Annotated in this window: 22 protein-coding genes and 2 pseudogenes; 7 read left to right on the top strand and 17 right to left on the bottom strand. The window is 38.4% G+C overall.

The features are described from left to right. Positions 1-160 precede the first annotated feature (160 nt). From P0R33_RS01215 to P0R33_RS01200, 4 genes are all read right to left on the bottom strand, one after another. A complete protein-coding gene (locus tag P0R33_RS01215; RefSeq protein WP_129022530.1) occupies positions 161-1,324 on the bottom strand; it encodes an NAD(P)/FAD-dependent oxidoreductase in 1,164 nt (387 codons plus the stop codon). Positions 1,325-1,356: 32 nt separating this feature from the next. Beyond that, entirely contained in the window at positions 1,357-2,115 is a 759-nt protein-coding gene (locus P0R33_RS01210) for an AraC family transcriptional regulator (protein WP_129022529.1), read from the bottom strand. Positions 2,116-2,616: 501 nt separating this feature from the next. Next, complete coding sequence (locus P0R33_RS01205) at positions 2,617-2,874, bottom strand: MFS transporter (RefSeq protein ID WP_206733576.1); 258 nt, start codon at positions 2,872-2,874, stop codon at positions 2,617-2,619. Positions 2,875-3,231: 357 nt separating this feature from the next. After that, positions 3,232-3,516, bottom strand: coding sequence for a hypothetical protein (locus P0R33_RS01200; protein WP_129022528.1), 285 nt, complete (start codon positions 3,514-3,516; stop codon positions 3,232-3,234). A gap of 348 nt (positions 3,517-3,864) precedes the next feature. On the opposite strand from P0R33_RS01200, the gene P0R33_RS01195 reads away from it, so the two are divergent. Together P0R33_RS01195 and P0R33_RS01190 are read left to right on the top strand one after the other, a co-directional pair. Continuing rightward, positions 3,865-5,070, top strand: coding sequence for a hypothetical protein (locus tag P0R33_RS01195; protein WP_179003764.1), 1,206 nt, complete (start codon positions 3,865-3,867; stop codon positions 5,068-5,070). Positions 5,071-5,688: 618 nt separating this feature from the next. Continuing rightward, positions 5,689-6,354, top strand: coding sequence for an IS6 family transposase (locus tag P0R33_RS01190; RefSeq protein WP_276173709.1), 666 nt, complete (start codon positions 5,689-5,691; stop codon positions 6,352-6,354). Between the two features lie 13 nt (positions 6,355-6,367). On the opposite strand, the gene P0R33_RS01185 is transcribed toward P0R33_RS01190, so the two are convergent. After that, the gene (locus P0R33_RS01185) at positions 6,368-6,502 is read right to left on the bottom strand and encodes a hypothetical protein (RefSeq protein WP_256871092.1); all 135 of its coding nucleotides are present in this window, start codon (positions 6,500-6,502) and stop codon (positions 6,368-6,370) included. A gap of 469 nt (positions 6,503-6,971) precedes the next feature. On the opposite strand from P0R33_RS01185, the gene P0R33_RS01180 reads away from it, so the two are divergent. Next, positions 6,972-7,583: a TetR family transcriptional regulator gene (locus P0R33_RS01180; protein ID WP_179003765.1), complete on the top strand. Its 612-nt coding sequence runs from the start codon at positions 6,972-6,974 to the stop codon at positions 7,581-7,583. Here the strand turns inward: P0R33_RS01180 and pgl are convergent, their stop codons facing one another. From pgl to P0R33_RS01145, 7 genes are all read right to left on the bottom strand, one after another. Next, positions 7,584-8,303 (bottom strand): 6-phosphogluconolactonase, encoded by a 720-nt coding sequence (gene pgl, locus P0R33_RS01175; protein ID WP_179003766.1) that lies wholly within the window; start codon positions 8,301-8,303, stop codon positions 7,584-7,586. Then, entirely contained in the window at positions 8,287-9,822 is a 1,536-nt protein-coding gene (gene zwf / locus P0R33_RS01170; RefSeq protein WP_179003767.1) for a glucose-6-phosphate dehydrogenase, read from the bottom strand. Before zwf ends, pgl begins: the two co-directional genes overlap by 17 nt. A 17-nt stretch (positions 9,823-9,839) precedes the next feature. Then, entirely contained in the window at positions 9,840-11,249 is a 1,410-nt protein-coding gene (gene gndA / locus P0R33_RS01165) for an NADP-dependent phosphogluconate dehydrogenase (RefSeq protein ID WP_179003768.1), read from the bottom strand. Between the two features lie 82 nt (positions 11,250-11,331). Continuing rightward, positions 11,332-11,970, bottom strand: a complete 639-nt coding sequence (gene hxlA / locus P0R33_RS01160) for a 3-hexulose-6-phosphate synthase (RefSeq protein WP_179003769.1) — start codon at positions 11,968-11,970, stop codon at positions 11,332-11,334. 38 nt (positions 11,971-12,008) lie between these two features. Further along, a complete protein-coding gene (gene hxlB, locus P0R33_RS01155; protein WP_179003770.1) occupies positions 12,009-12,575 on the bottom strand; it encodes a 6-phospho-3-hexuloisomerase in 567 nt (188 codons plus the stop codon). A 284-nt stretch (positions 12,576-12,859) separates the two neighbouring features. Beyond that, positions 12,860-13,705, bottom strand: coding sequence for a helix-turn-helix domain-containing protein (locus tag P0R33_RS01150; protein ID WP_276173706.1), 846 nt, complete (start codon positions 13,703-13,705; stop codon positions 12,860-12,862). Between the two features lie 374 nt (positions 13,706-14,079). Then, a complete protein-coding gene (locus P0R33_RS01145) occupies positions 14,080-14,754 on the bottom strand; it encodes an SDR family NAD(P)-dependent oxidoreductase (protein ID WP_179003772.1) in 675 nt (224 codons plus the stop codon). A 152-nt stretch (positions 14,755-14,906) separates the two neighbouring features. On the opposite strand from P0R33_RS01145, the gene P0R33_RS01140 reads away from it, so the two are divergent. After that, positions 14,907-15,638: an IclR family transcriptional regulator gene (locus tag P0R33_RS01140; protein ID WP_179003773.1), complete on the top strand. Its 732-nt coding sequence runs from the start codon at positions 14,907-14,909 to the stop codon at positions 15,636-15,638. Between the two features lie 109 nt (positions 15,639-15,747). Beyond that, positions 15,748-15,981, top strand: a pseudogene (locus P0R33_RS01135) (hypothetical protein); the annotation flags it as partial. Positions 15,982-16,082: 101 nt separating this feature from the next. Here P0R33_RS01135 and P0R33_RS01130 read toward each other — a convergent pair. Further along, positions 16,083-17,393 carry a PcfJ domain-containing protein gene (locus P0R33_RS01130; protein ID WP_179003774.1) on the bottom strand — a complete coding sequence of 437 codons (1,311 nt, stop codon included), beginning with the start codon at positions 17,391-17,393 and terminating at the stop codon, positions 16,083-16,085. Continuing rightward, positions 17,390-17,725: pseudogene (locus tag P0R33_RS01125) on the bottom strand (Cas9 inhibitor AcrIIA9 family protein); the annotation flags it as partial. The gene P0R33_RS01130 and the pseudogene P0R33_RS01125, both read right to left, overlap by 4 nt. A 167-nt stretch (positions 17,726-17,892) precedes the next feature. Here P0R33_RS01125 and istA point away from each other — a divergent pair. Both istA and istB read left to right on the top strand, forming a co-directional pair. Beyond that, on the top strand, positions 17,893-19,446 hold the full coding sequence (istA, locus tag P0R33_RS01120) for an IS21 family transposase (RefSeq protein ID WP_179003775.1): 1,554 nt from the start codon (positions 17,893-17,895) through the stop codon (positions 19,444-19,446). Between the two features lie 74 nt (positions 19,447-19,520). Continuing rightward, positions 19,521-20,195 carry an IS21-like element helper ATPase IstB gene (gene istB, locus P0R33_RS01115; protein WP_256871094.1) on the top strand — a complete coding sequence of 225 codons (675 nt, stop codon included), beginning with the start codon at positions 19,521-19,523 and terminating at the stop codon, positions 20,193-20,195. Between the two features lie 123 nt (positions 20,196-20,318). On the opposite strand, the gene P0R33_RS01110 is transcribed toward istB, so the two are convergent. The 3 genes from P0R33_RS01110 to P0R33_RS01100 all read right to left on the bottom strand — a co-directional run bounded on the left by P0R33_RS01110 (position 20,319) and on the right by P0R33_RS01100 (position 21,662). Next, complete coding sequence (locus tag P0R33_RS01110) at positions 20,319-20,756, bottom strand: biotin/lipoyl-binding protein (RefSeq protein WP_218651408.1); 438 nt, start codon at positions 20,754-20,756, stop codon at positions 20,319-20,321. Positions 20,757-20,888: 132 nt separating this feature from the next. Then, entirely contained in the window at positions 20,889-21,209 is a 321-nt protein-coding gene (locus P0R33_RS01105) for a hypothetical protein (RefSeq protein ID WP_179003776.1), read from the bottom strand. Positions 21,210-21,368: 159 nt separating this feature from the next. Next, on the bottom strand, positions 21,369-21,662 hold the full coding sequence (locus tag P0R33_RS01100; protein ID WP_047096321.1) for an antibiotic biosynthesis monooxygenase: 294 nt from the start codon (positions 21,660-21,662) through the stop codon (positions 21,369-21,371). Positions 21,663-21,733 lie beyond the last annotated feature (71 nt).

Raw genomic sequence — 21,733 nt, 5'->3', positions numbered from 1 at the left:
ATTTGCTAGCTGTCTCCTTATGTGACCTTACTGAACAATTTACAAACCATTTCATGAATGATTTAAAGAAATTAGCTTATTTTCAGGTGAATTTGTAAGATAATTATTTTGAATTTTTATTCAAGAGCGGTTTGTATGTCCTGTAGGGGTTATATGTTGATTACCTGCCTCTCAGTTTATTGTCCCATTCTTCTTTGGCTCGTTTCCTTTCATCTTCATTTTCTTCGTCATCATAATGAATCATTTCTTCAGCCATAGCAGTTTGCTGCTGGGCTTCATGAGCGTAAACATACATTTTTTGCTCATAATCTCTAACAGCTGATAATGTGTCTGGAAAATTGCATTCAGTAAGATTCGTGCTTAAATGAAGAGCGTCTAATAAGCCTATATTTACGCCAATACCTGCAAACGGAGGCATCAGGTGCGCTGCATCACCAATTAATGTAATATCGCTTTGGCTTTTCCATGGCTGGTCCAGGTACATTCTTCGCATAGGAAGACCTGTGAAGTTATCTGTGGCGTCAAATAATTCCTTAAAGGTTGGATGCCAGTTTTTGGTAATTTTGTTTAAATATTCTTTTACAGACTCTGGCTGGGAAAAAATTATATTGTTTTGTTCGGCCCAATTTTCATCTGCACGAAAAGAGATAAAATAATTTAGAGCACCTTTTGATTTTGTTTGAGTATAAAAAAACTTGCCTTCAGCACCCGTCCCAGTATTTTCATTACCGCAGAGTTTTTTAAAACTTGGACAGCTTTTAAGGGGGTCTAAAACCTCTCCCTGTATAATAAATGTACCTGTGTATCTAGGTTCGATGTCGGTAACAAATTTTCTGGCATTACTGCTGCCTCCATTGGCTACAATTACAAAATCGGCAGTTGCTTTTGTTCCGTTTTTAAAATTTAAATTATATTGATCTTTTTTCTTAGTAATGTCTATCAATTGTGAGTCCCAAACCACAGTATCTGGATGCAGATTTTCAAGAAAAATTCGTCTAAAATCGTTTCTGTCTATTTCAGGTTTTTCATGCTGATTTTCTTCTGTTGGCAGGTTTTCTTCCAGTACATTTCCCTGCGTATCTAATTGACGTTCCCCTATAGGTCTTGAATTCTGATAGAAAATTTCAAGTATGCCCGCTTTTTCTAAAGCGATCTGTCCTGTAGTTATGTGAATATCAAGTGTTCCCCAAGATACTCTTGATTGGGCATTCAAATCTCTTTCATATATTGTTACATCAATTCCTTTCTGATGAAGAATTTTTGCAGTTGTTAATCCTACCGGCCCGCCGCCTATAATGGCTACTTTTTTATCTTTCAATAACATAATGCTGTATTTTTAATATTTACAGCACAAAATTATTTATCAGGGATGGCAGAAACTTGAATAAATCGGTCATTCTGATTTCTATACAATTCTCTGGGATTGACTCCGGATATTTTTTTTACTTCTCTGCTGAAATGTGCCTGATCAGAAAAATCCAGTTTAGGGAAAAGCTCTCCATTTTTTATCTGCTCGAATGATTCCTTGAATCTAAGATATCGACAATAAACTTTTAATGAGATTCCAAAATATTTGGTAAAATAGCGATTGATTTGTCTGCTGGTCAAGAAAGATTTTTCAGCTAATTCGGCAACTGAGATCTCACCATTTGATGCATAAATTAATTCAAAAAGTTTTTTCTTTCTGTTATCGATGTCTTTTGGAATTAATTGTTTTATAATATTAGTCGCTTTAAGACAGAAAGTATCAAAATCTGTTAAGTCATTTTTTCCAAAACTCCAGAAATTATTGGGCATTAATTCAAATTCATTTATAAGATCTGCGATGGATCTATTAAATAAGTATTCAGCCGAAATAAGTTTGAAACTGATAAAGTACATTTTGGTATTTCCATCCACTTTTCTTTTATCATAAGATGTCCCAAGTCCAAGTAAGCAAATTTGAAACGGTTCATCCTGATCTTGTGAGAGAATCAGGTCAAAACTGGCATCAGGCATAACAATAACTTCTTTTTCAATTCCGCTGGAATTTTCAGCCATCCAAAAGCATTCAACAAAATCTGCAATCGATTGGTCTGCTTCAATTTTTCTGTATGTTATGAAATCGCCAGCCATTTTTTTTGTTATTTGAGAAATAAAAATAATGAAATCGGTTTTAAAATTCTAATAAATAAAATTTGAAAGAATAGAAAAGTATTAAATCTAGACCCCATGGTTTTAAATAAGTTTTTAGAATAAAATGGGATTGTATAAGAACAAAATGATAGTTAAGAAATGAATCAATTTTTATCCTCAGTTGGACAACAAAAGGCTTAAAAAATCTACACATTAGTGCATAAAAAAAGAGACAACTATTATATAGTTGTCTCTTTAAGTGACCGACGGGATAAATTCAACATTTTTTTGGATGATTTGAAGAAATTGGCTTATTATATGTAGATATTTGTCTTTCAGTGGTTTTGGTGATTTGGTTTAGATGTGGCTTAAGCATTTGTTTAAAAATAGAATCAAGTCCATCCTGAGTATGCTATACAAAAGAATCAAATTATATACACTTTTCTCAAAAAAAATGCGGTCTTCAAAGACTTCAATTTTGAATAATATTTTTTACAAATCTTAAAGGTACTCAGCTTTAATAGCTCTATCCAGCGAGGCTCTCCAAAAAATTACAATTACAGCCAGTGCACCGAAAGCCAGACCAATCCATGGCGTAATTGATATTCCGTAATGATTAATAAACCACCCGTCTATAGAAGTACCTAGGGAAACACCAAGATTTCCAAACGAAGTCTGAAGACTGTTCGCAAATTCTTTTGCATCAGATGCAGCCGATACCATATGGCCGACGCCAATTAGGAAGCATGGTCCATACATAATACCCCAAAATCCCACCACAATTGAAATGCTGAGCAGTGAACTGCCGGTATATTGAAATGCAAATGGAAGCAGAAATGTGCCCAATGTTTCGTTATCATAATCATAAGGCTGGCAGCCGTACCCAGACAGCTCAAAGCCGCAGTGCCGCCATCGAAGATTCCGTCTTTAAGGTCAGGTAAATTTGTGGGGATGGTCGCAGATAATCCCGACTGTAAGATCGAGCTCAAAACCTTTCGTTCTTCTATTGTCAATGACCATGAGGCTCAATCTGGTGGTAAAAAAAAGAAGGGTTGACCGCGTAGCGTTTCATTCCAATTAAAGGAAAATGAGCTGGGCAGCTGCATCATTCTGAAGTTAATTGCATAAAATACTATTATGGATTTTAAGCAGTCCTTTTATTGTAATCACGCTTCTGTCTGTAGCGGAATCTAAAAAGATTAAACCTCGATCGTGGAGCAGGATGAGAGTTTCCAGTATTAATGCCTGTTTTTCCTTTTCAGCCGGATTGCCGCTCGAGGTTTGCTTGGAGGTGTCAACGGCCGGGCCAATTAATTGTGACAGTTCTTCCAGAGAACAGCTCATCCCATATCTGACAGAAAGAATTTGAAGGATTTCTTGTATAATAGATGAGGTTCCCATGATGCGGAGTCTTTATTTTAAATATACGTAAAATTATGCCTTCTGGTTCAATTTAGGTTTCATTTTCTGTTTTTTGATGCTGCTTCTGCCAAGATAGATTTTTTTAGTGATGATTTTGCACTCTGTAAATCGGAATGTTTTGTTTTTTGTATTTGGGATCCGGCAGACTTTGCCGCTTTGAATAAAAATAAATGTTTTTTTTTCTTTTTTTTAGTACAAAAATACGTATAAATACTCGTTGAATCATTATCTTAAAAGTATATATTTGAACTGTAAACCAGTGCTATAGCTCCTTATGGACTAATGCATAATACTACGAGCAAGTAACCCTTAAATAACCAAAATAACATGAGAAAAAATTACATTTCTGCTGTACTTCTCATCTGCTTTGCTTTAAAGCTGCAGGCCCAGACACCTTCCATTAATGAAGCACAGCGCGTGTCTTATTTCAGCGATTCCTACACCAAAAAAATTGATGATAAGGTAGAAACATTGAAGGCAAAAAATGATGCGCTGGACGCGGAAGCTAAGAATGAGAAAGACATAAATAAAATAGCCGCCATCACAGCCGAAAAACAGGTAAACACCGATCTGATTAATGCCCTTCAGATTTACGGAAATGTAGATGCGAAAAAAGATTATAGCGAACTTTTCAATAAATTGATCAATCAGAAAAGGGATACCATCAATAATGTATACGCCCAAGGCCTGAAAAGCGACAAGCTTACGCTTGGACAGATAGATTCCATTTACAATCTGATAGCAAAAAAGAGAAAGGAAATAGCGGCCCTTGAGATTGAAAGGGATGAAACAGTGGCTGCTTTCGGTAAATTTCCATGGTTTTTTCCTTCATGGAAAAAAATTAACCGTAAAAAGTTTTTTCACGATATGTACAGCAATAAGACTGATAAAACCATACTGCTGAACTCTTTTGCCTTAAACGCCAACAGTGATGCTTCCGCAGTACAGACAGAAGTGGTAACAGATAATATGTGGGCGCTGCGCGTATCCTTTGGCAGTGTGCTTTCGATTTCCAACAGCAAGAGCGCCGATACGCAAGAAGCGCCAGATGAACAGACAAAGAAGAAAACCGAACAGGAAGCTTTCAGCCGCCTGATAAACGGAGGGGGCAACTTTTATCTCGACGTAATCCTGCCAGTTTTTACAACAAACCAGAATAACGGTGACCAGATCACATTTTATGGATATGCCAATTTAAGAGGAGCGATGGATCTGGAAGGATTTAGCAGCAATGTCAATACGTCTACAGGAAATGGCACAGCTGGGCTGAATGCCTATCTTGGTATTTCTTCCGATAATAAGAAGTTCAATTTTTTTCTGCAGGGAAATGCAAATTATACCGTAGGAACAAATGAATTTTATAATAATCTGGGACTCAATAACGAAAAGCCATTTCTCAACGGGAAGATAATAGCAGGAGTGACGATGCTCAACCAGTTCCGAATATCGGCAATAGTGAATGCTTTCGGAAGCGATGAGAAAATCAGAAGCAGCAAAGTGGTGGTCGGTGTTCAGGTGCTGCCTGGATTTTAGAAAAATGGGACCGATAAATGTATATGCATTTTTAGATTTTTGTAGACATGCCAGACAGATACCTTGATATTATTGCGTCAGAAAAGGCTGCACTCAAAGCAAGACTGGCTCAGATTAGGCGACGGCATAAAAGAGAGCTTTTTGTGCTGTTTGCCATTTACGGCCTGATTATGTTATGCGTTATACTGTTTTTGCCGCCGCTTTAATTACTGCGATTTTGCTGCACAAGGAAAGAACATTGTTTTTTTTGAACGTGTTCTTTTCTTTCTTTCTTTCTTTCTTTCTTTCTTTCTTTCTTTTGCAGCTTTCGGCTTGAGGGGCACATGTGATAAACGCATTCGCTATAGGGATGTTGCACTGCTGATAAAATTCAATGCCCGCTCAGATTCCTTACAGATATTTGATATGCCGGATTTCCTTTAATTTTTTTTGTCTTGACAGGCAGATCCAGTTCGTGCATGTATTTGTAGACTGTCGTGGATGATATTTTATATCCCATAAATTGGAGTTCTGCAGCAATACGTTTGGAACCGTAACGCTTTTTGTACTTATGATAGATAGTGGTTCTGTCGCATCTGGGAATAACTTTTATCTTTAGAATTTTAAACCGATCAAAAGATGAATACTAAAGGTCATTGTTATCCAAAATACATAATTCTTCAGGCAGTATATTTCAAGCTAAGATTTACACTTAGTTACCGTGATGTTGAAGAACTAATGAAGATTAGAGGAGTCATTGTGGATCATGCGACGATTCAGCGTTGGGTTTACAAGTTTGCACCTTTGCTTGAGGCAGAAATGAAGAAGAGAAAAGGCAGAGTGGGGGAGAGTTGGAGATTGGATGAGACCTACATCAAAGTAAAAGGTATTTGGTGTTATTTATATAGGGCAGTAGATAAATTAGGCAATACGGTTGATTTTCTTTTGACCAGAAAAAGACAAAGAATGAGTGCGCAGTCATTTCTAATTAAAGCAATTAGTAATAACTACAGACCAAGAGTAGTAAACATTGATAAAAGCGGTTCTAATACTGCCGCTATCAAAGTCTATAACAAACGTTCATTCACAAAGATTAAAATCCGGCAGTGTAAATATCTCAACAATATTGTCGAACAGGACCATCGATTTATAAAATGGAGGATACAAAATGGGTTAGGCTTTAAAAGTTTTGAATCGGCAAGACGAACATTGAGCGGAATTGAAGTTGTGCATATGCTGAGAAAGAATCAAATGGTTAGACCAAGGATGACTATGTTTAAATCATTCTGTAAATTGGCGGGCTAACTTTTAAATTACTTCAATTTTTATATTTGATTCTGACAGATGCGACAGAACCGACAAAACTGTTTGTATTGATCTGCAGTATTTTTTTAGCAGCATTTACACCTGCAAATCCCCCACCAATGATCACAATATTTTCTTTACGTTTCATTTAATTAATTCCTATTAGTTTTAGTTTATTTTTTTTGCAGAGTTAAAGCATAAGGAGCAGCTTAAACTTGTTGAGACGCTTATCTGAACCACTTTAGATGTACTTGAGTATTTGTACTTATTCATGGAATTCAGTTAAAATCCCTGTAATTATCCAGTGTAACTCTAATGCTTCAAAATTAAGCAATCATAAACTGCTGGTGCTTAAACTATTTTAAGATTAAGTCTTAATCTAGCTTAAGGAAAATCTATTATACAAGGCTTTTCTGTACTTCAAATCTGTTCGTTTTTACAGGATGTTATTTGAATTTTTCTTAATCTAGTTTATTGGTACCTGTCTGATATCGCCTTAACTTAGCCTCACAGTAGTATTTCTTATTATTCAGGGCATTTTTAGATGCTTATTTAAAAAAACATTGTGATAACATTTGAAAAAAAGTTTGATCTGAGACCTTACAAGTAACAATAACATGGAAAAAGACAATATTACGGCCATAAAAAAAGTTCTTCTGGAAACTGCCGAATCTTTATTCTCAGATAGAGGTTACAGCGATACCTCCATTAGGGACATAGCAAAGGCAGCAGGTGTGAACCTGGCTTTGGTCAACTATCATTTTGGCTCGAAGGAGAATTTGTATCTTACTATTTTTAAGAGAAGGTTTTCGGCCTATGAACTGGCACTCACAAAAATGGACAACAGCAAACCTGCAGATAAAAAATTAGATGCTTTCCTCGAAATTTATGGCAGCTATATTGACAGCCATCGCAGCTTCCATCGCCTGCTTAGCCGGGAGATAACCCTTTTACATCACGATTCGATTAAAGAAGTAATTACGCAGGCTACCCGCAAAAAGTATGAACTGATTAAAACTATAATCCTTGAGGGTATGGCAGAGGGTCTTTTTAAAACGGTAAATGTCGATGTTGTAACACTCAATATAATAGCCTTTGTACCCAGGATTTTTTCGGGAAGCCCATTTATCACGGATCTGCTTGACTGGCAGGAATCAGAACTCCGCGATAAGCAGACAGTATATACAGAATTAAAGGACTATTTTTATACTATTCTGCGCAACGGATAATTATGAAAACTTTTGTGCGGCGTTTTTATCAGTCAGGAACAAAAGTTTTCCATCTACAGGTTTAATTAACTGCATTGGATATTTCTGCGGATTATATTCTCCGTGTAAAACCTCGTACAGTGCCTGTGATTTACTCTCCCCGAAAGTGAGTACCACAATCTCTCTGGCTTTATTAATTAAATGAGCTGTCAGGGTAATACGATTCATATTTTGAGATTTTAGATAATAGGCAGATACCCATTTCGTATTTTCTTTCAAAACCTCCTGATCTGGAAAAAGTGAAGCCGTATGTCCGTCGTCTCCCATTCCTAAAAATATAAAATCAAATTTTCCGTCCTCTCCCAAAACATTTCTAATGAATTGTTCGTATTGAAAGGCATAATCTTCAGCTGTCACACCAGAGCTGTACATTGGAAATATATTTGCTTTGGGTATGCTTACATGATTTAAAAGGTAATCAGAAGACATTTTTGCGTTGCTCATCTCATTATCCAGCGGCACCCATCGCTCGTCACCCCAAAATACAAAGACCTTATTCCAGTCTATTTTTTCCTTGTAGGATTTTGTCGCCAAAAGTTTGTAAATGGCTGCAGGAGATGTGCCGCCTGTAAGGGCAGTTACAAATCGGCCGCGCTGCTGTATTGAATTTTGTGCCGCAGCGATAAAAATTTCAGCTGCAGGTATCGTCATCTCTTCCTTATTGTTAAAAATACTGATCATCTGTTACTTTTTCTTTGACTTCATTACAGGTATTTGATATCCAGGCATGTCCCTGACGTGCAAGCAAAGCATCTGCCTGCTGCGGACCCCAGCTTCCGGCCTCATACTTATGCAGGTTTAAGAACTTATCATTTTCCCATGCTTGTTGAATTGTTGTCACTACGTCCCAAGCTTCTTCGACCTGATCTGAGCGCATAAATAAAGTAGGGTCTCCAAGCAGCGCATCAAGTATCAGCGTTTCATAAGCTTCCGGGGATTTGGCCGAGCATGAGAAGTAGTCGAAGACCATCTCAGCCGGTTTAAGCGATAAGGAAAGCCCTGGTTTTTTAGTCATAAACTGCAGTCTTATATCCATTGCGGGCTGAATGTTTATAATTAAGCGGTTTGGCATTAATCCTTCTTTTCCAAAAGAAAAGGTAGAATGGGGAACAGGCCTGAACTGAATTACGACAGAGGATTGTTTTTCCTTCATTCTTTTACCGGTACGAACATAAAAAGGCACACCCTGCCATCTCCAGTTATCCAGGTAAAATTTCATGGCCACAAAAGTTTCGGTGGCAGAATTGTGCGCAACACCGTTTTCCTGAAGGTACCCCTTTACAGACTTTCCTTTAATAGCACCATTATCGTACTGGCCTCTGACAGTATAATGTTCGACTTCCTGAGGTGTAATCCGGCGGATCGATTTTAAAACATCAGCTTTACGGTTTCGTATTTCATCTGCCTGCAGTGATGTAGGGGCTTCCATGGCCACCATAGTCAAAATCTGCATCAGGTGGTTTTGTATCATATCTTTTAATGCACCGGCATCCTCATAAAAGCCGCCTCGATCTTCAACCCCGACTTCTTCTGCAACGGTGATTTGAACAGAATCAATGAAGTTGCGGTTCCACAGAGGCTCAAACATGGAATTGCCAAAGCGGAAAGCCAGGATATTCTGGACTGTTTCCTTACCCAGATAATGATCTATGCGGTATATCTGTTCTTCCTTGAAAGTCTGCGACAATAGCTTGTTTAACTGCACGGCTGAACTTTTATTGTAACCGAAAGGTTTTTCAACAATAATGCGGTCCTGGTCAGCATTGGAAGCCAGGTCTAATTTCTTGATGTTATTTGATATCGCCGCGATAAAAGATGGCGCAATGGAAAGGTAAAAAAGCCTGTTGGCGCGCTTGCCAAATGCCTTGTCTGTCTGATCTATGTCTTGCTTTAAGGCCTGATAAGATTCCTGCTGATTAATATCATTCTGGAGATAGGTGATATGGGAAGCGAATTGCTGATAATTTTCCGGGGAATCTATTTTATTTCTGGAAAACGCTGTCAGGTTTTCATTGACATAGGCGCGGAACTGCTCATCGGAGCTTTCGGCCCTTCCCAATGCAATGATCTTAAATTCTTCCGGCATACGGCCATCAAGGTAAAGGTTGTAAAAAGCCGGGAAAAGCTTTCTTTTAGCCAGATCACCGGTTGCTCCAAAAACAATTATGATGGCTGGCTTTATAGTATTGACGTTATTCATTTTGCTGCGTTTAAAATTTAGTCATTCCACTGCGTGTGGAATATACCCGGACGATCAGTACGTTCGTACGTATGTGCCCCAAAGTAGTCGCGTTGTCCCTGTATAAGGTTTGTAGGCAGATACTCTGATCTGTAAGCATCGAAATAGGCCAATGAGTTCATGAGCCCGGCAATAGGAATGCCTTTTTGAACTGCTGATTGTATGGTATTTCGGATGCTGATCTGATTATCATTCAGTGATGAGGCTATATTGTCATCAAGGAGTATATTTTGAAGCTCCGGATTTCTCAAATAGGCCAGTCTGAAATCTTCCAGAACTGCGGCACGGATTATGCAGCCGCCACGCCAGATTTTTGTAACTGTTTCAAGGTTCAGCCCGTACTTGTATTCTTGTGAGGCCGTGGTCAGCAATGCCAGTCCCTGCGCATAGGTAATTAATATGGAAAAATGCAAAGCTCCCTTAAGTTCTTCAATCAACAAAGGCAGATCTGTAGTGCTTTTCGGTGTATTCCAAACCAATTTCTGGGCAGCAAGAATTCTTTCGGGTTTGTTTTTGGACATATCACGCATGGCCACGGCAGCATCTACCGTAGGCAGGGGCACCTGCAGGTCCATCGCATTTTGTGAGGTCCATTTTCCGGTTCCTTTAGATTTAGCCCAATCAGATATTACATTGATAAGCTTCTTTCCGTTGGTATCTGTTTTTTTAAGAATATCTGCTGTGATCTCAATAAGGTAGGATTGAAGTTCAGTGCCATTCCAGTCTTCAAATGTTTTTTGGATGGTATCGTCGTCCATGTTGCAGCCGCGTTTCATAAGATCGTATATCTCTGAAATAAGCTGCATGATGCCGTATTCAATACCATTATGAGCCATTTTTACATAGTTGCCTGCCGATCCGTTACCCAGATAAGCTACACATGGCTCGCCATCAACTTTTGCTGCTATGGCTTCAAAAACAGGACGAAGTCTTTCATAAGCCTTTCTGTCACCGCCGGGCATAAGGCTTGGACCAAATCGTGCCCCTTTTTCACCTCCTGAAATTCCCATCCCGAAAAAATGAATGCCTTTGGATGATAATTCTGTGAACCTGCGGTCCGTATCGGTGAAGTAAGTATTTCCCCCGTCGATAAGGATGTCGCCTTTATCAAGGTAGGGCAGCAGGTTTTCAATCGCATTATCTACAGGTTTTCCTGCGGGTACCAGCAGCATGATTGCCCTGGGCTGCTTGATGAGTGAAACAAATTCCTGCACTTCTGTTGTGGCTTTAATGAGCTGTTGTGCGTCTGCCTGTTTAGTAAGGGACAACACTTTTTCTGTATCTAAATCCAGGCCTGCAACAGCAAATTTCTGATCGGCCATATTTAGCAGCAGATTGCGGCCCATTACACCTAAGCCAACAATGCCAAAATCGAATGTATTGTTCATAATGGTTATAGTAATCTAAATTTATTATTGAAAAATTAAGGCTGGAAGCTATAGATATAGTCCAGCCTTAAAGGATAAAGTATTATACAGTTACACTGTTTATAGCATCTTTTAATGCTTTTGCGGCAGCAGCCGGGTCTTTAGCGCCATAAATTGCACCACCTGCTACAGCTACATCTGCACCTGCGGCTACAACATCTTTTATTGTATCGATGTTTACACCACCAGCAACAGAAAATGGAACTTTTGCTTCTCTTCCTTCACTGATCAGTGTTTGTACAGAGTACCCAGGCAGTGCCTGCTCGTCAAGACCTGCGTGTAATTCAACAAAAGCTACTCCAAAAGCAGTAACTTCTTTTGCTCTCTGCACTCTGCCTTTAACCCCGATCGTATCAACGACTACTTTTCTGCCGTATTTTTTTGCTGCTTCTACAGCTCCTTTGATGGTTGCATCATCGACAGCCCCCATAACTGTTACAAGGTCAGCCCCAGCTTTGAATGCCATTTCTGCTTCCAATGCACCGGTATCGGCAGTTTTCATGTCAGCAAAAACCAATTTGTCCGGAAATGCTGCTTTCATCGCTGTTACAACACTAAGGCCTTCAGCTTTAATAAGGGGAGTACCCAATTCGATAATATCTACGTAAGGTGCTACTTTTGCTGCTAGTTCTAATGCTGCTTCTGTAGTAAGTAAATCAATTGCGACTTGTAATTTTGTCATGTCTAAAAATGTTTAAAAAAATTAATTGTAAAAAAAAGTTATTCAAGGTTAGCGTGTTTCGGCCACAGGTCTTCTTTGGTTAAACCAGATTCCTGCCAAAGGGTCATAAAAACGCTTTCGAGTATAAATAATGTAAATTGTTCAAAAAGGCTTCCTGCATACTGGTTAGAAACCGATACGCCAAAATCTGTTTTTGTGGCAGCATTAATCAGCAGAATATTTGTTGCTAATTTGGCCAGGGTGCTGTCTGCATCGGCGGTAATGGCTACAACGCCGGCTTTTTGTTTTACTGCTTTTTCTACCGCGGATAAAACTGTTGAAGTCGTACCGGATCCTGATGCTACAAGCAGCAGGTCCCCTTCAAGGATAGCAGGGGTAACAGTTTCACCAACTACATATACACTATAGCCTAAGTGCATAAAACGCATTGCAGCCATTTTTAAGGCAAGTCCGCTTCTGCCGGCTGCCATTACAAAGATTCGGTTGGCTGATTTAATATTGCTCACCAATGCATCAATCTGCTGAGGGTCGAGCTGGTCTGCTAATTTTAAGTTTTCCTCTAAAATTTTGTGCAGGTTTTCTTTTATCAAACTATTGAAATTCATATTTTATTATTTAAAAATAAGCGTATAAATGCCTGCTATCATTCAAATAGCTTACCCTTTGGAAAGGTTAGATGAATGATACTAGTGCGATTTTCTGATTATGGATACTGCCAGTTTTACAGGCAGGTTTGAATTATAATTTTAATTCCTGATCAGTAGAATTAAAGAAAATAATTAAGCTGCAGTGCCTGTAAGGCAATAAGAATTTGTACATCTTTGAAACAGTAGTATTTACTGATGCAAAGATAGGACAGGAGAAAAGGATGGATGTTATACAAACAGGACTATGCGGTATAAATTTGCGCCAGTTCGTTTTGAAGATCTGTTGGAGTTTCTTTTAGTTTTGCCTTTACAAATTTATTTAGGGCAGAGGGGGAGCTGAATCCCAGGTCAAATGCAATTTCTTTGTGTGAGAGGTGAGAAAATAGTAACTGTCTTTTGATTTCAGTAAGAATTCTGTTATGGATGGCGTTTATGGCAGTTTCACCGCAGTGCTTTTTGGTTATTGCATTGAGTTTTTTGGCGCTGACTGCAAGCTCCAGTGCATAATACTGAACGGTGCGCTGGGTTTTATACTTCTGGTTCAGTAATTTTTTGAAAGCGATATAAAGATGCTGGTTTGTCAAAGCAGACTCCTGATTGAGTACAGGGTGCTGGCCATGAACGGATTCAATAAGACCCAGAAGGAAAATTTTAATGTAAAAACGTGCCTGTTCTTTCCTGACAAGGCTTGGAATATTATATATATCGTGGATGTTCTGAACAATGGGAAGCACCTGTTCGAATTCGGGCTTTGAAAGTGCAGTGCAGTTAAGGTGTGCCGATAGGTTAACGTTGTAAGCGCTTAGTTCATTTTTAAGTATGTCCGAACAAAATAATACTTCTTCAAACAAAATGATCTTACCTGTAATATCATTGCTGTAATTGGAAAGAAAGTGTATCTGTTCAGGAAATGCAATTGAGATTTTCCCCGAGTTTAATGCATAAATTTTGTCTTCAATATGTATGCTGATATCTCCGGATTCGACTAAAATAATACAGAAATGATCCTTTTTATGGGGCTGCAGATATTGTTCAATATTGGCTTGGGTCAAGTCAAAAACCCGGAATGACAAATTTGTATCTTCCAATTTTTGAATATTTTTCTTAATTTCTAACCGCATTAAATCCATATGATATTTTTGTGTTATTGAACTGGCAACCCTCAAGGGGGTAAATCAAATTGTTACTTTTTAAAAATTAGGTTTGGCCATACTAATGAAGCATTGCTAATTCAATTAAAAAAAGCAAAGGACAAAAGTACGCTTTTCTGATTTTTACAGGAATGATCCAGTTTAAGAATTTATCTTAAACTACATTAAGAATATTTAAAACACTGGCTTTGCGCAGACAGGCATAAAAATTAAAACCCGAAACAGAATTATTTCAGGTTTTAATTTCATTTGTTAAAATTGAGATATGGAAAATATCCTATTTTATAAAAGGAATCTATTCTGATCAGCCCTTAAAATTCTTCAACCGCGTCCAATTCAATATTCCAGAATTTTCCTGTCTGGGTGTTTTCAGTAATTGCTTTGTAGATGCCATTTACCGATTTCTCAAGAGTTACCGGAGCTGTATCGCCCCCCATTCTGGTTTGTACCCATCCTGGATGCAGCGGGGTAACACGTATATTTTTATCTGCAAGCCTTTGGCTTAACATAACTGCATAAATGTTTATTGCAGCTTTGGACATTCGGTAAGCAGGAGCATTTGGAGCCAGATTACGAAGAAGTGCCATTGCTGTTGATAAAAATACAATCTGGCCGCCATCTTGTATAAACTCTATAAATGCTTCAGTAAACAGCACAGTTCCGGTTGTATTTGTAGCAAATGTTGCATTCATTAGTTCCTCAGTAGGAATTTCATCTCCTAAATCCAGGCCAACTCCTGCATTGTTTACCACACAGTCCAATTTGATCCCAAGTTCTTTAACCTTTTCTGCCGCTTTTTTAATGCTTTGTTCAGAACTGATATCAGCTTTAATGACAGTCAGCTTTGGATGCGAAAAATCGGTAATTTCCCCTGAACGAGTAACAGCAATCACTGCTGCACCTTCCTGTAATAATTTTTTGGTAAGAGCAAGACCTATACCATTGCTTGCACCGGTAACCAGTACATTTGTAATCGGATTATTCATATGTAGTGTTTTTGTAGTTCCGCTGTAATATTTCAGAACGTATATTAATGTCTTCCATAAAAAAATGGAATATGGTTCAAATATATTTATTTTTCGAACTTTTAATGAAGTATAAAGGATAAAATGTACATTTGTTCGTTATACGCGAACTTATGAACCAATCGGTAAAAAAAACGTTTCAGATTTTAGAATATATAGCGTCAAACGGGAATTTTGTAAGGCTGAATGATGTCGCACAGGCATTAGCCCTAAAGAAGAATACTGCCCATGGTTTTTTGGACAGTCTTAAAGAGTTAGGGTATTTAGAACAGGATGATATCAGCCCCAGATATAAAATAAGTTCAAAGATAGAATGCCTGTATGCTCCCTCATTTTCGCGAAATGAGCTCAAACAGGAACTTCGCCCGCTCTTAGAGAAAATATCAAGTCTAACAAATGAGTCTTCCTATCTTGCCGTACAGATGGGATCCTATTACAGGCATGAACTTAAATGCGAACCCAACAGGGCAGTGAAAATCACCCTTAACATGGGAAAGGATTACGAAATGACAACGACTGCCATAGGCAAGTGTTTCCTGGCTTATTCGGAACATTTACAAGTAAGCCTCAGTAAAGATTATGAAAAGGGAGATTTTGCCATAATGGAAAAGGAAATTATAAATATCCGCAGCAGAGGCTATGCCCTGGATATTGAAGCCTATGACCCCGATCTTAATTGTGTTGCAATCCCGATATTCTATAACAACAGGCCCATTGCGGTTCTTTGTGTTTCAGGACCTTCATTTCGATTTAAAGAACCGCAGTTCCAGGAAAGCCTGCGCATAATGGATCTGGCATTAAGGGAACATGGGAAATATGAGAATAGAATCGATCTTGACTTATAATTTTTATTTTAAGATACTGTAAAATTTTCAATACATTCTTCTTTTCAGGCATTCCAAAATTTAGCGTATATTTGATATGACATAAATTTAATTAAACCAATCTTTCACAATGGAAACAGCAATACAACTGAAGGTGAGAAAAGATTTGGATGCCCACCAGCAGCACACCATCCTTAAACTCAAAGGCAGCCTGATTTCAAAAGGATACACCGAGATAATCCATATTTTGGACCAAGACGAGGAGTTTCATATCAACACCTTTGAAACTGCCACGGAGAAACGCAATGAAGTCCAAGAGTATATTACATCATTTATTAATCAGGAAAATCTTGTAGACACCATCCAACTTCCAAGTGTATTTACAAACCGAGCCCGCCGGCTGTCAAGCAGGCGGGCTTTTGGGCTTTATTTCATCACAAAAAAAAGCCGATAATTTAATCGGCTTTAGTTTACAGCGGGCATTTTTCTTTTTTTCATGCGCTCCCTAATCTGATATAAGTTTTTACTGATCAGATTCAGGATTTGTTTATGATGTATGGACGGCTTGTTTTTAAGCCCTCTGCATTGGATGATTTCCATTCGGCTCAGTGATAATTCGATAGTTTCTACAGATTGATTACAGGATTTAGCCGATAAAATAAGGGAATCCTTTTTATGATAATACCCGTTGGTAAACACACAGTGTTTTAAGCTGTCGCCTTCTTCCAAAAATTCGCTGATTTTCTCCAATACCGAAATAGTGATTCCTGCCTGCGTGAAGCAAAGCCCGAAAAACTGTTTTTTCTGCTCAGCATACAGACCTTGCGCCTCTAGAATTTCAAGGCGCATTTTCTTAAGGTATTTTATTCTCTGCAACTGCTGTTTTCTCTGAACGAGTTTATCATGCTCAAAATTTAGATTTTCGGGGCAAACGTACAGGGCAGAGTTAAGGTCTTTTTTAAACCAACGCAAAAGCTCCATGTAATCTTCCCAAATTCCAAAATCCGAAACAATATAGTTTTTTTTAAGGCAGATTTTTACCGCTTCCCAATTGCGCATGATGTGCTGATCGGCAGACTGCAGGTAATATCGGAGCCATGAAACCTGCCCTGATTTGATCAGGGTTTCGGCAATTGAATCTTTCAATAATGATGAAAGTAGTATTTGAGGTGCTATGTCATAAAAAGCTGTCTTAAAGCCATTTCGTTTTAAGACAGGGAGTACTTTCAAGCGTGGATAAACCCTGTAGGGACTGATTCGGTACTTGAGAGATTTCTGAAAATCCTTTGGGCGGATTTCAAGGGGCGAATAGTACTGCCATGCATCGTATGCGTGCGAAAAAACATTTGTACTGCGTGAGAGGGTACGCACTTCGCCTTTCGGGTTTATCCAATGCTGCATTACTTCGGTATGGGAATAGGCAGGCAGACAGTTCTTCTTCATCTGTTTGGTCGAACAGACAATGCGCACTATCTGAAAATCCGAAAGACAAGTTACTACTGCGCTGTATTCTATTTCCTTGAAATGCACCTGATTGCAACCGTGTATTTTAAGTTTTCCTTTACAGGCAGAGCAAGCGGTAAATTTCGCAGACTGCTTCTCGGATTCGGGTTTCCAAGCATGCCCGCAGTCCAGACAGTGAAATTTCCCACGTGATAAAACACCCCATTTCAGAAAAATGGTCTTTTCTGCCCAAGTGTGCATTTCGGGGGGAATGGGTGCAAGGGATTCGCTTAATGCAACTATTTGTTTCTCTATGGCGGTATGTGGTTTCATAAGTCAAAAAGTGTTAAGGTTTTCTGTGCAGGTTTCGCAGTTTGTATGACTACAGTTTCGGGTCTTGCGACCTGTGGAGTTACATCAGGGGCAGAATTGAATAAATCAGCCTTTACAGGCTGATTTACTACCACTCCGCAGTTGATTGGTGCAGGCGTGCCGATACTGTCATCGTTATAATATTTGAGAGCCATGTCAAAAATTTCCTGATTGTCAAAGGCGCAAAATCCTGTTTTTTTGACCTCGCCAAAAATGTAATTAAAACAGCTCTCGATGTTTTTGGTTTCTTTGGCAAGGCTTTGGGCAAAGGCTGAATCTCCCTGCGCAGTAGTATTTAGATAATTTGGAAAAAACGGTCAAATTGACCACGCTTTTTCAGCATAAAGTGACCACCACTTTTCAATTTAAACTGACCACATAGTTTCGGTTCAAATTGACCACTAAAAACTACTTCTTTTTCATGTTGTTAAACCATGGATCTGTATAAAAACTACAGGCTATGGCAAATAACAAACTAGACATGAATAAAATTAGAAAAGTTATTAAATTACATTGTAACGGCAAAAACAAGCTGTTTATAAGCAAGTATTTATCGCTTTCCGGAAACACAGTAAAAAAATACATCTCTTTATTTGAAGTGCTTGGATTAAGCCTTGAGTCTGTCAACAAGAAAACCGATACTGAATTAGATGAACTGTTTTCCCCAGGCCCCGCAGAAGTTCTTTCCTCAAGAATCGAGGATCTCTATGCTTATTTTCCACAGATGGAACGGGAATTAAAAAAAACCGGCATTACCATACAAATCATGTGGGAGAGATATATCGCTTTAAATCCCGATGGCTTGAGAATTACCCAATTCAGAAACCGTTACAGGGACTGGGGTAATAAAGTAAATCCTGTGATGCATATGAACCACAAGGCTGGTGATAAAATGTATGTAGATTATGCTGGAAAGACACTCTCAATTTTAGACAAAAGCACATCAGAGATCAGAGAAGTGCAGTTTTTTGTAGCTATACTCGGAGCAAGCCAATATACTTATGCAGAAGCTTCCATGAGTCAGCAAAAGGAAGATTTTGTAGCTTCGGTAGAGAATGCAATGCGTTTTTTTGAAGGAACACCTGCTGCAATAGTACCAGACAATTTAAAATCTGCTGTAATCCGAACCAGCCGCTTCGAACCTACCATTAATGAAACTCTGGCAGATTTAGCAGAACATTATGAGACTACTATTCTCCCAGCAAGAGCATATAGACCAAGAGATAAATCTTTGGTCGAAGGTGCGGTTAAAATACTTTACAGAAGAATTTATGCAAACTTAAAAGACACTAAATACTTCAGTATAGACGAACTAAATCAGGAGATATGGACTCTTCTGGATGCTCATAACAATAAGAAACTTACCGGAAGACCTTACTCTCGTTTTGAACTCTTTATTGAAGATGAAAGACATGAACTGCAACCGCTTCCTCTGGAACGCTTTGAGATTAAATACCAGTCTCTAGCAACAGTTATGCAGAATGGACATGTTCAACTAAGCCAGGATAAGAATTATTACAGTGTACCTTATCAATATTTAAAGAAAAAAGTAAAACTACTCTACACAAACTCTACAGTTGAAATCTACTTCAAATACAATCGTATAGCTACTCACATCAGAAATCCCAAGCCTTACATCTACTCTACAAATCCTGAACATCTGGCAAGCACACATCAATTTGTATCCCAATGGAATGCCCTAAGATTTATTGATTGGGCCAACAGTATTGATCCGGCAGTAGGAGAATACATTATGCAGATAATCGAAAGCAGAAACCACCCGGAGCAGGCCTATAAAAGCTGTTTAGGGATATTATCTTTTGAAAAGAAAGTAGGTACAGAAAGATTAGTAAATGCCTGTAAACGCGCTCTGGACTTTAAGATTTATAATTTTAAAACTATACAGAACATCTTAGATAACAGTCTGGATAAAATATCTATTGAACACGAAATGGAACAGGAACAGGATCTTCCCGAACACAATAATATTAGAGGAAAAAATTATTATAACTAAAATCAATATACAATGAATGAATCTACCGTAACAAAAATGAAGCAGATGAGCTTCATGGAATGCACAATGCCTTCATGACAGCTATCGAAAGTGGCAAAACTGATCATTATACCCTTGATCAGTTTATATCAATGATAATAGATGCCGAATGGGATGAAAGACACAACAGACGTATAGAACGGAGTATTGCCAATGCACGATTCCACTACAAATCAAATATTGAAAGCATCAATTTTGACCAGTCCCGAAACATCGACAGAAATCTTATACTCCGGCTTGCAGAGTGCAGTTTTGTAGAAAAGAATGAGAATATCTTAATTACAGGAAGCACGGGTGTCGGCAAAAGCTTTTTAGGACCAGCACTTGGCTATCAGGCCTGCATAGAAGGTTATAAGGTAAGTTATTTTAACTCCGCAAAATTGTTTGCAAAGCTCAAAATGGCAAAAGCAGACGGCACTTATCTAAGAGAACTCACGAAAATACAAAGACAGGATGTTATCATACTCGATGACTTTGGCCTGCAGTCTCTTGACAGTCACAACAGAATTGCACTTTTAGAGATCATTGAGGACAGACATAACAACGGCTCAATTATCGTAACCTCGCAAATCCCGGTTCAGGGATGGTATGATATAATTGGCGAGAAAACTATAGCAGATGCAATCTTAGACAGACTAATACATCAATCACATAGAGTTGAACTGCATGGGGAATCAATGAGGAAGAAAAAAAGCATAAACAAAGGATAATTATTTATCTATCTTTGAAATAATAACTAACACACGAAAAAAAGTAGTTTTTTGAAATAAATCGAGGTGCTCACTTTGCACCGGAATTAGATGGTCACTTTAAACCAAAACAAGGTGGTCACTTTAAATTGTAATCAGGTGGTCAATATCACTGAGTTTTACACCTTGCAGGGTAAAGTCGATTTTTTTAAAATCGCTTTCGCTAAGGCTGTTTCGGTCGTGCATGAGTTTAAGCCTGCTGTACTCATCGCTTGCCTGGTTCACCTGTACATCGGTAATCTCTTTGGCAATGCTGTAGTTGGAAGGATCGAGTGTTGCGATGAGTTGTCCCTGTCCGACGTTCTGTCCTTCGTTCACGTTGATCCTGTCAATCTTCCCGGCAACCATAAAGCCCAGTCGTACCGTCTTGTTTCCTTCGATGTTACCGCTTACAGAGATATTGGAGGCATATGAATTTTCCTCTATTTTCTGGGCAACTACCGAAAAGGGGCTCGTTTCCTCTTTTGTGTCTCCTTCTTTGTTCTTACATGAACCTAATGTCAGTATAGAACCTACGATCAAGGAGATATAACCTAATCTTGCTTTATCTTGCTTTCATTTTTATTTTTTTTAATGATTTTGATATAATTGATGGGTAATGATATGAATGTTGCGGTTGTCAATGCCGAGAAAGTGGAGTTCGGAACATATACTCTATCTTTCTTCCTCTGCCAGATCAAGATGGAATTCCATTTGTTTTTTGGTGTTGGTATTGATAATAGGGTCCAGTGTTTCCTGTCGGTGGGAACTTTCGTAGCAGGTCAAAAAACGAGTTGGAAAACGTTTGGTCAGGATATCCAGTTCTTCTTTGAAGACAAACCCATAATTGTCGGAAACATAGAGCAGCGTTAAATGCTCCCCATACAAACGGTCATCTTTGAGCCGCTCCACCAGCATCAGGAAAACGGTATTGATCCCATCGCTGTCGGCAACGAGGACAAGGTGTTTATCCGTGGTTTCTTTTACCTTTTGCATCTCTTTAAATTTGATAATGCAAAGGACGTAAGCTTTTTTGGGTTGATTTTTTAAATATCTAAAAAATGAGGAAGAGAAGATATTTTTTTGAACAATTAAGGGAGAATTTTGCTGAGTTTTTGAAAAATCCTCCCTTAAATATAATGGTATTATCTTAGGCTATTTGGCAGCTAAAATGTCCAATTTTTCAATAGACGGAGGTGTTGCCAATAGGTCTGGTGCATTTTCCATTAATGCTTTTGCGATCTTACCGCCAAGGTGTGCCTCTCTGCCTTCTTCGTTTGAAAAAGTATCGTAAATACCGAAGGTAGAAGCATCAATACGGAATGCATACCACGTAACGGTACCGGCTTCTTCAAGAGCAAGCGGTAATGCTCCTGTAATAAAATCTTCAACGTTTTTTTCTTGGCCGGCCTTTGCTTCCAACCGAACTAACAATCCTAATTTTTTCATTGTTTTTATTTTTTAGTTAAACAATTCTTTAATCAGACAAAATTAGAAAAAACCAGTGCTGCTTCGTTTAT

It is taken from the genome of Flavobacterium sp. YJ01, from assembly GCF_029320955.1.
Lineage (GTDB): Bacteria > Bacteroidota > Bacteroidia > Flavobacteriales > Flavobacteriaceae > Flavobacterium.
This window is presented reverse-complemented; position numbering and strand designations above follow the sequence as displayed.

Coding starts and splice junctions, on each gene's coding strand:
- P0R33_RS01190 (WP_276173709.1), top strand. CDS start 5,689: ATGAATACTAAAGGTCATTGTTATCCAAAATACATAATTCTTCAGGCA.
- hxlB (WP_179003770.1), bottom strand. CDS start 12,575: ATGAATTTCAATAGTTTGATAAAAGAAAACCTGCACAAAATTTTAGAG.
- istB (WP_256871094.1), top strand. CDS start 19,521: ATGACAGCTATCGAAAGTGGCAAAACTGATCATTATACCCTTGATCAG.
- hxlA (WP_179003769.1), bottom strand. CDS start 11,970: ATGACAAAATTACAAGTCGCAATTGATTTACTTACTACAGAAGCAGCA.
- P0R33_RS01180 (WP_179003765.1), top strand. CDS start 6,972: ATGGAAAAAGACAATATTACGGCCATAAAAAAAGTTCTTCTGGAAACT.
- gndA (WP_179003768.1), bottom strand. CDS start 11,249: ATGAACAATACATTCGATTTTGGCATTGTTGGCTTAGGTGTAATGGGC.
- P0R33_RS01130 (WP_179003774.1), bottom strand. CDS start 17,393: ATGAAACCACATACCGCCATAGAGAAACAAATAGTTGCATTAAGCGAA.
- P0R33_RS01215 (WP_129022530.1), bottom strand. CDS start 1,324: ATGTTATTGAAAGATAAAAAAGTAGCCATTATAGGCGGCGGGCCGGTA.
- P0R33_RS01140 (WP_179003773.1), top strand. CDS start 14,907: ATGAACCAATCGGTAAAAAAAACGTTTCAGATTTTAGAATATATAGCG.
- pgl (WP_179003766.1), bottom strand. CDS start 8,303: ATGATCAGTATTTTTAACAATAAGGAAGAGATGACGATACCTGCAGCT.
- zwf (WP_179003767.1), bottom strand. CDS start 9,822: ATGAATAACGTCAATACTATAAAGCCAGCCATCATAATTGTTTTTGGA.
- P0R33_RS01205 (WP_206733576.1), bottom strand. CDS start 2,874: ATGTATGGACCATGCTTCCTAATTGGCGTCGGCCATATGGTATCGGCT.
- P0R33_RS01200 (WP_129022528.1), bottom strand. CDS start 3,516: ATGGGAACCTCATCTATTATACAAGAAATCCTTCAAATTCTTTCTGTC.
- P0R33_RS01145 (WP_179003772.1), bottom strand. CDS start 14,754: ATGAATAATCCGATTACAAATGTACTGGTTACCGGTGCAAGCAATGGT.
- P0R33_RS01195 (WP_179003764.1), top strand. CDS start 3,865: ATGAGAAAAAATTACATTTCTGCTGTACTTCTCATCTGCTTTGCTTTA.
- istA (WP_179003775.1), top strand. CDS start 17,893: ATGGCAAATAACAAACTAGACATGAATAAAATTAGAAAAGTTATTAAA.
- P0R33_RS01100 (WP_047096321.1), bottom strand. CDS start 21,662: ATGAAAAAATTAGGATTGTTAGTTCGGTTGGAAGCAAAGGCCGGCCAA.
- P0R33_RS01105 (WP_179003776.1), bottom strand. CDS start 21,209: ATGCAAAAGGTAAAAGAAACCACGGATAAACACCTTGTCCTCGTTGCC.
- P0R33_RS01185 (WP_256871092.1), bottom strand. CDS start 6,502: ATGAAACGTAAAGAAAATATTGTGATCATTGGTGGGGGATTTGCAGGT.
- P0R33_RS01210 (WP_129022529.1), bottom strand. CDS start 2,115: ATGGCTGGCGATTTCATAACATACAGAAAAATTGAAGCAGACCAATCG.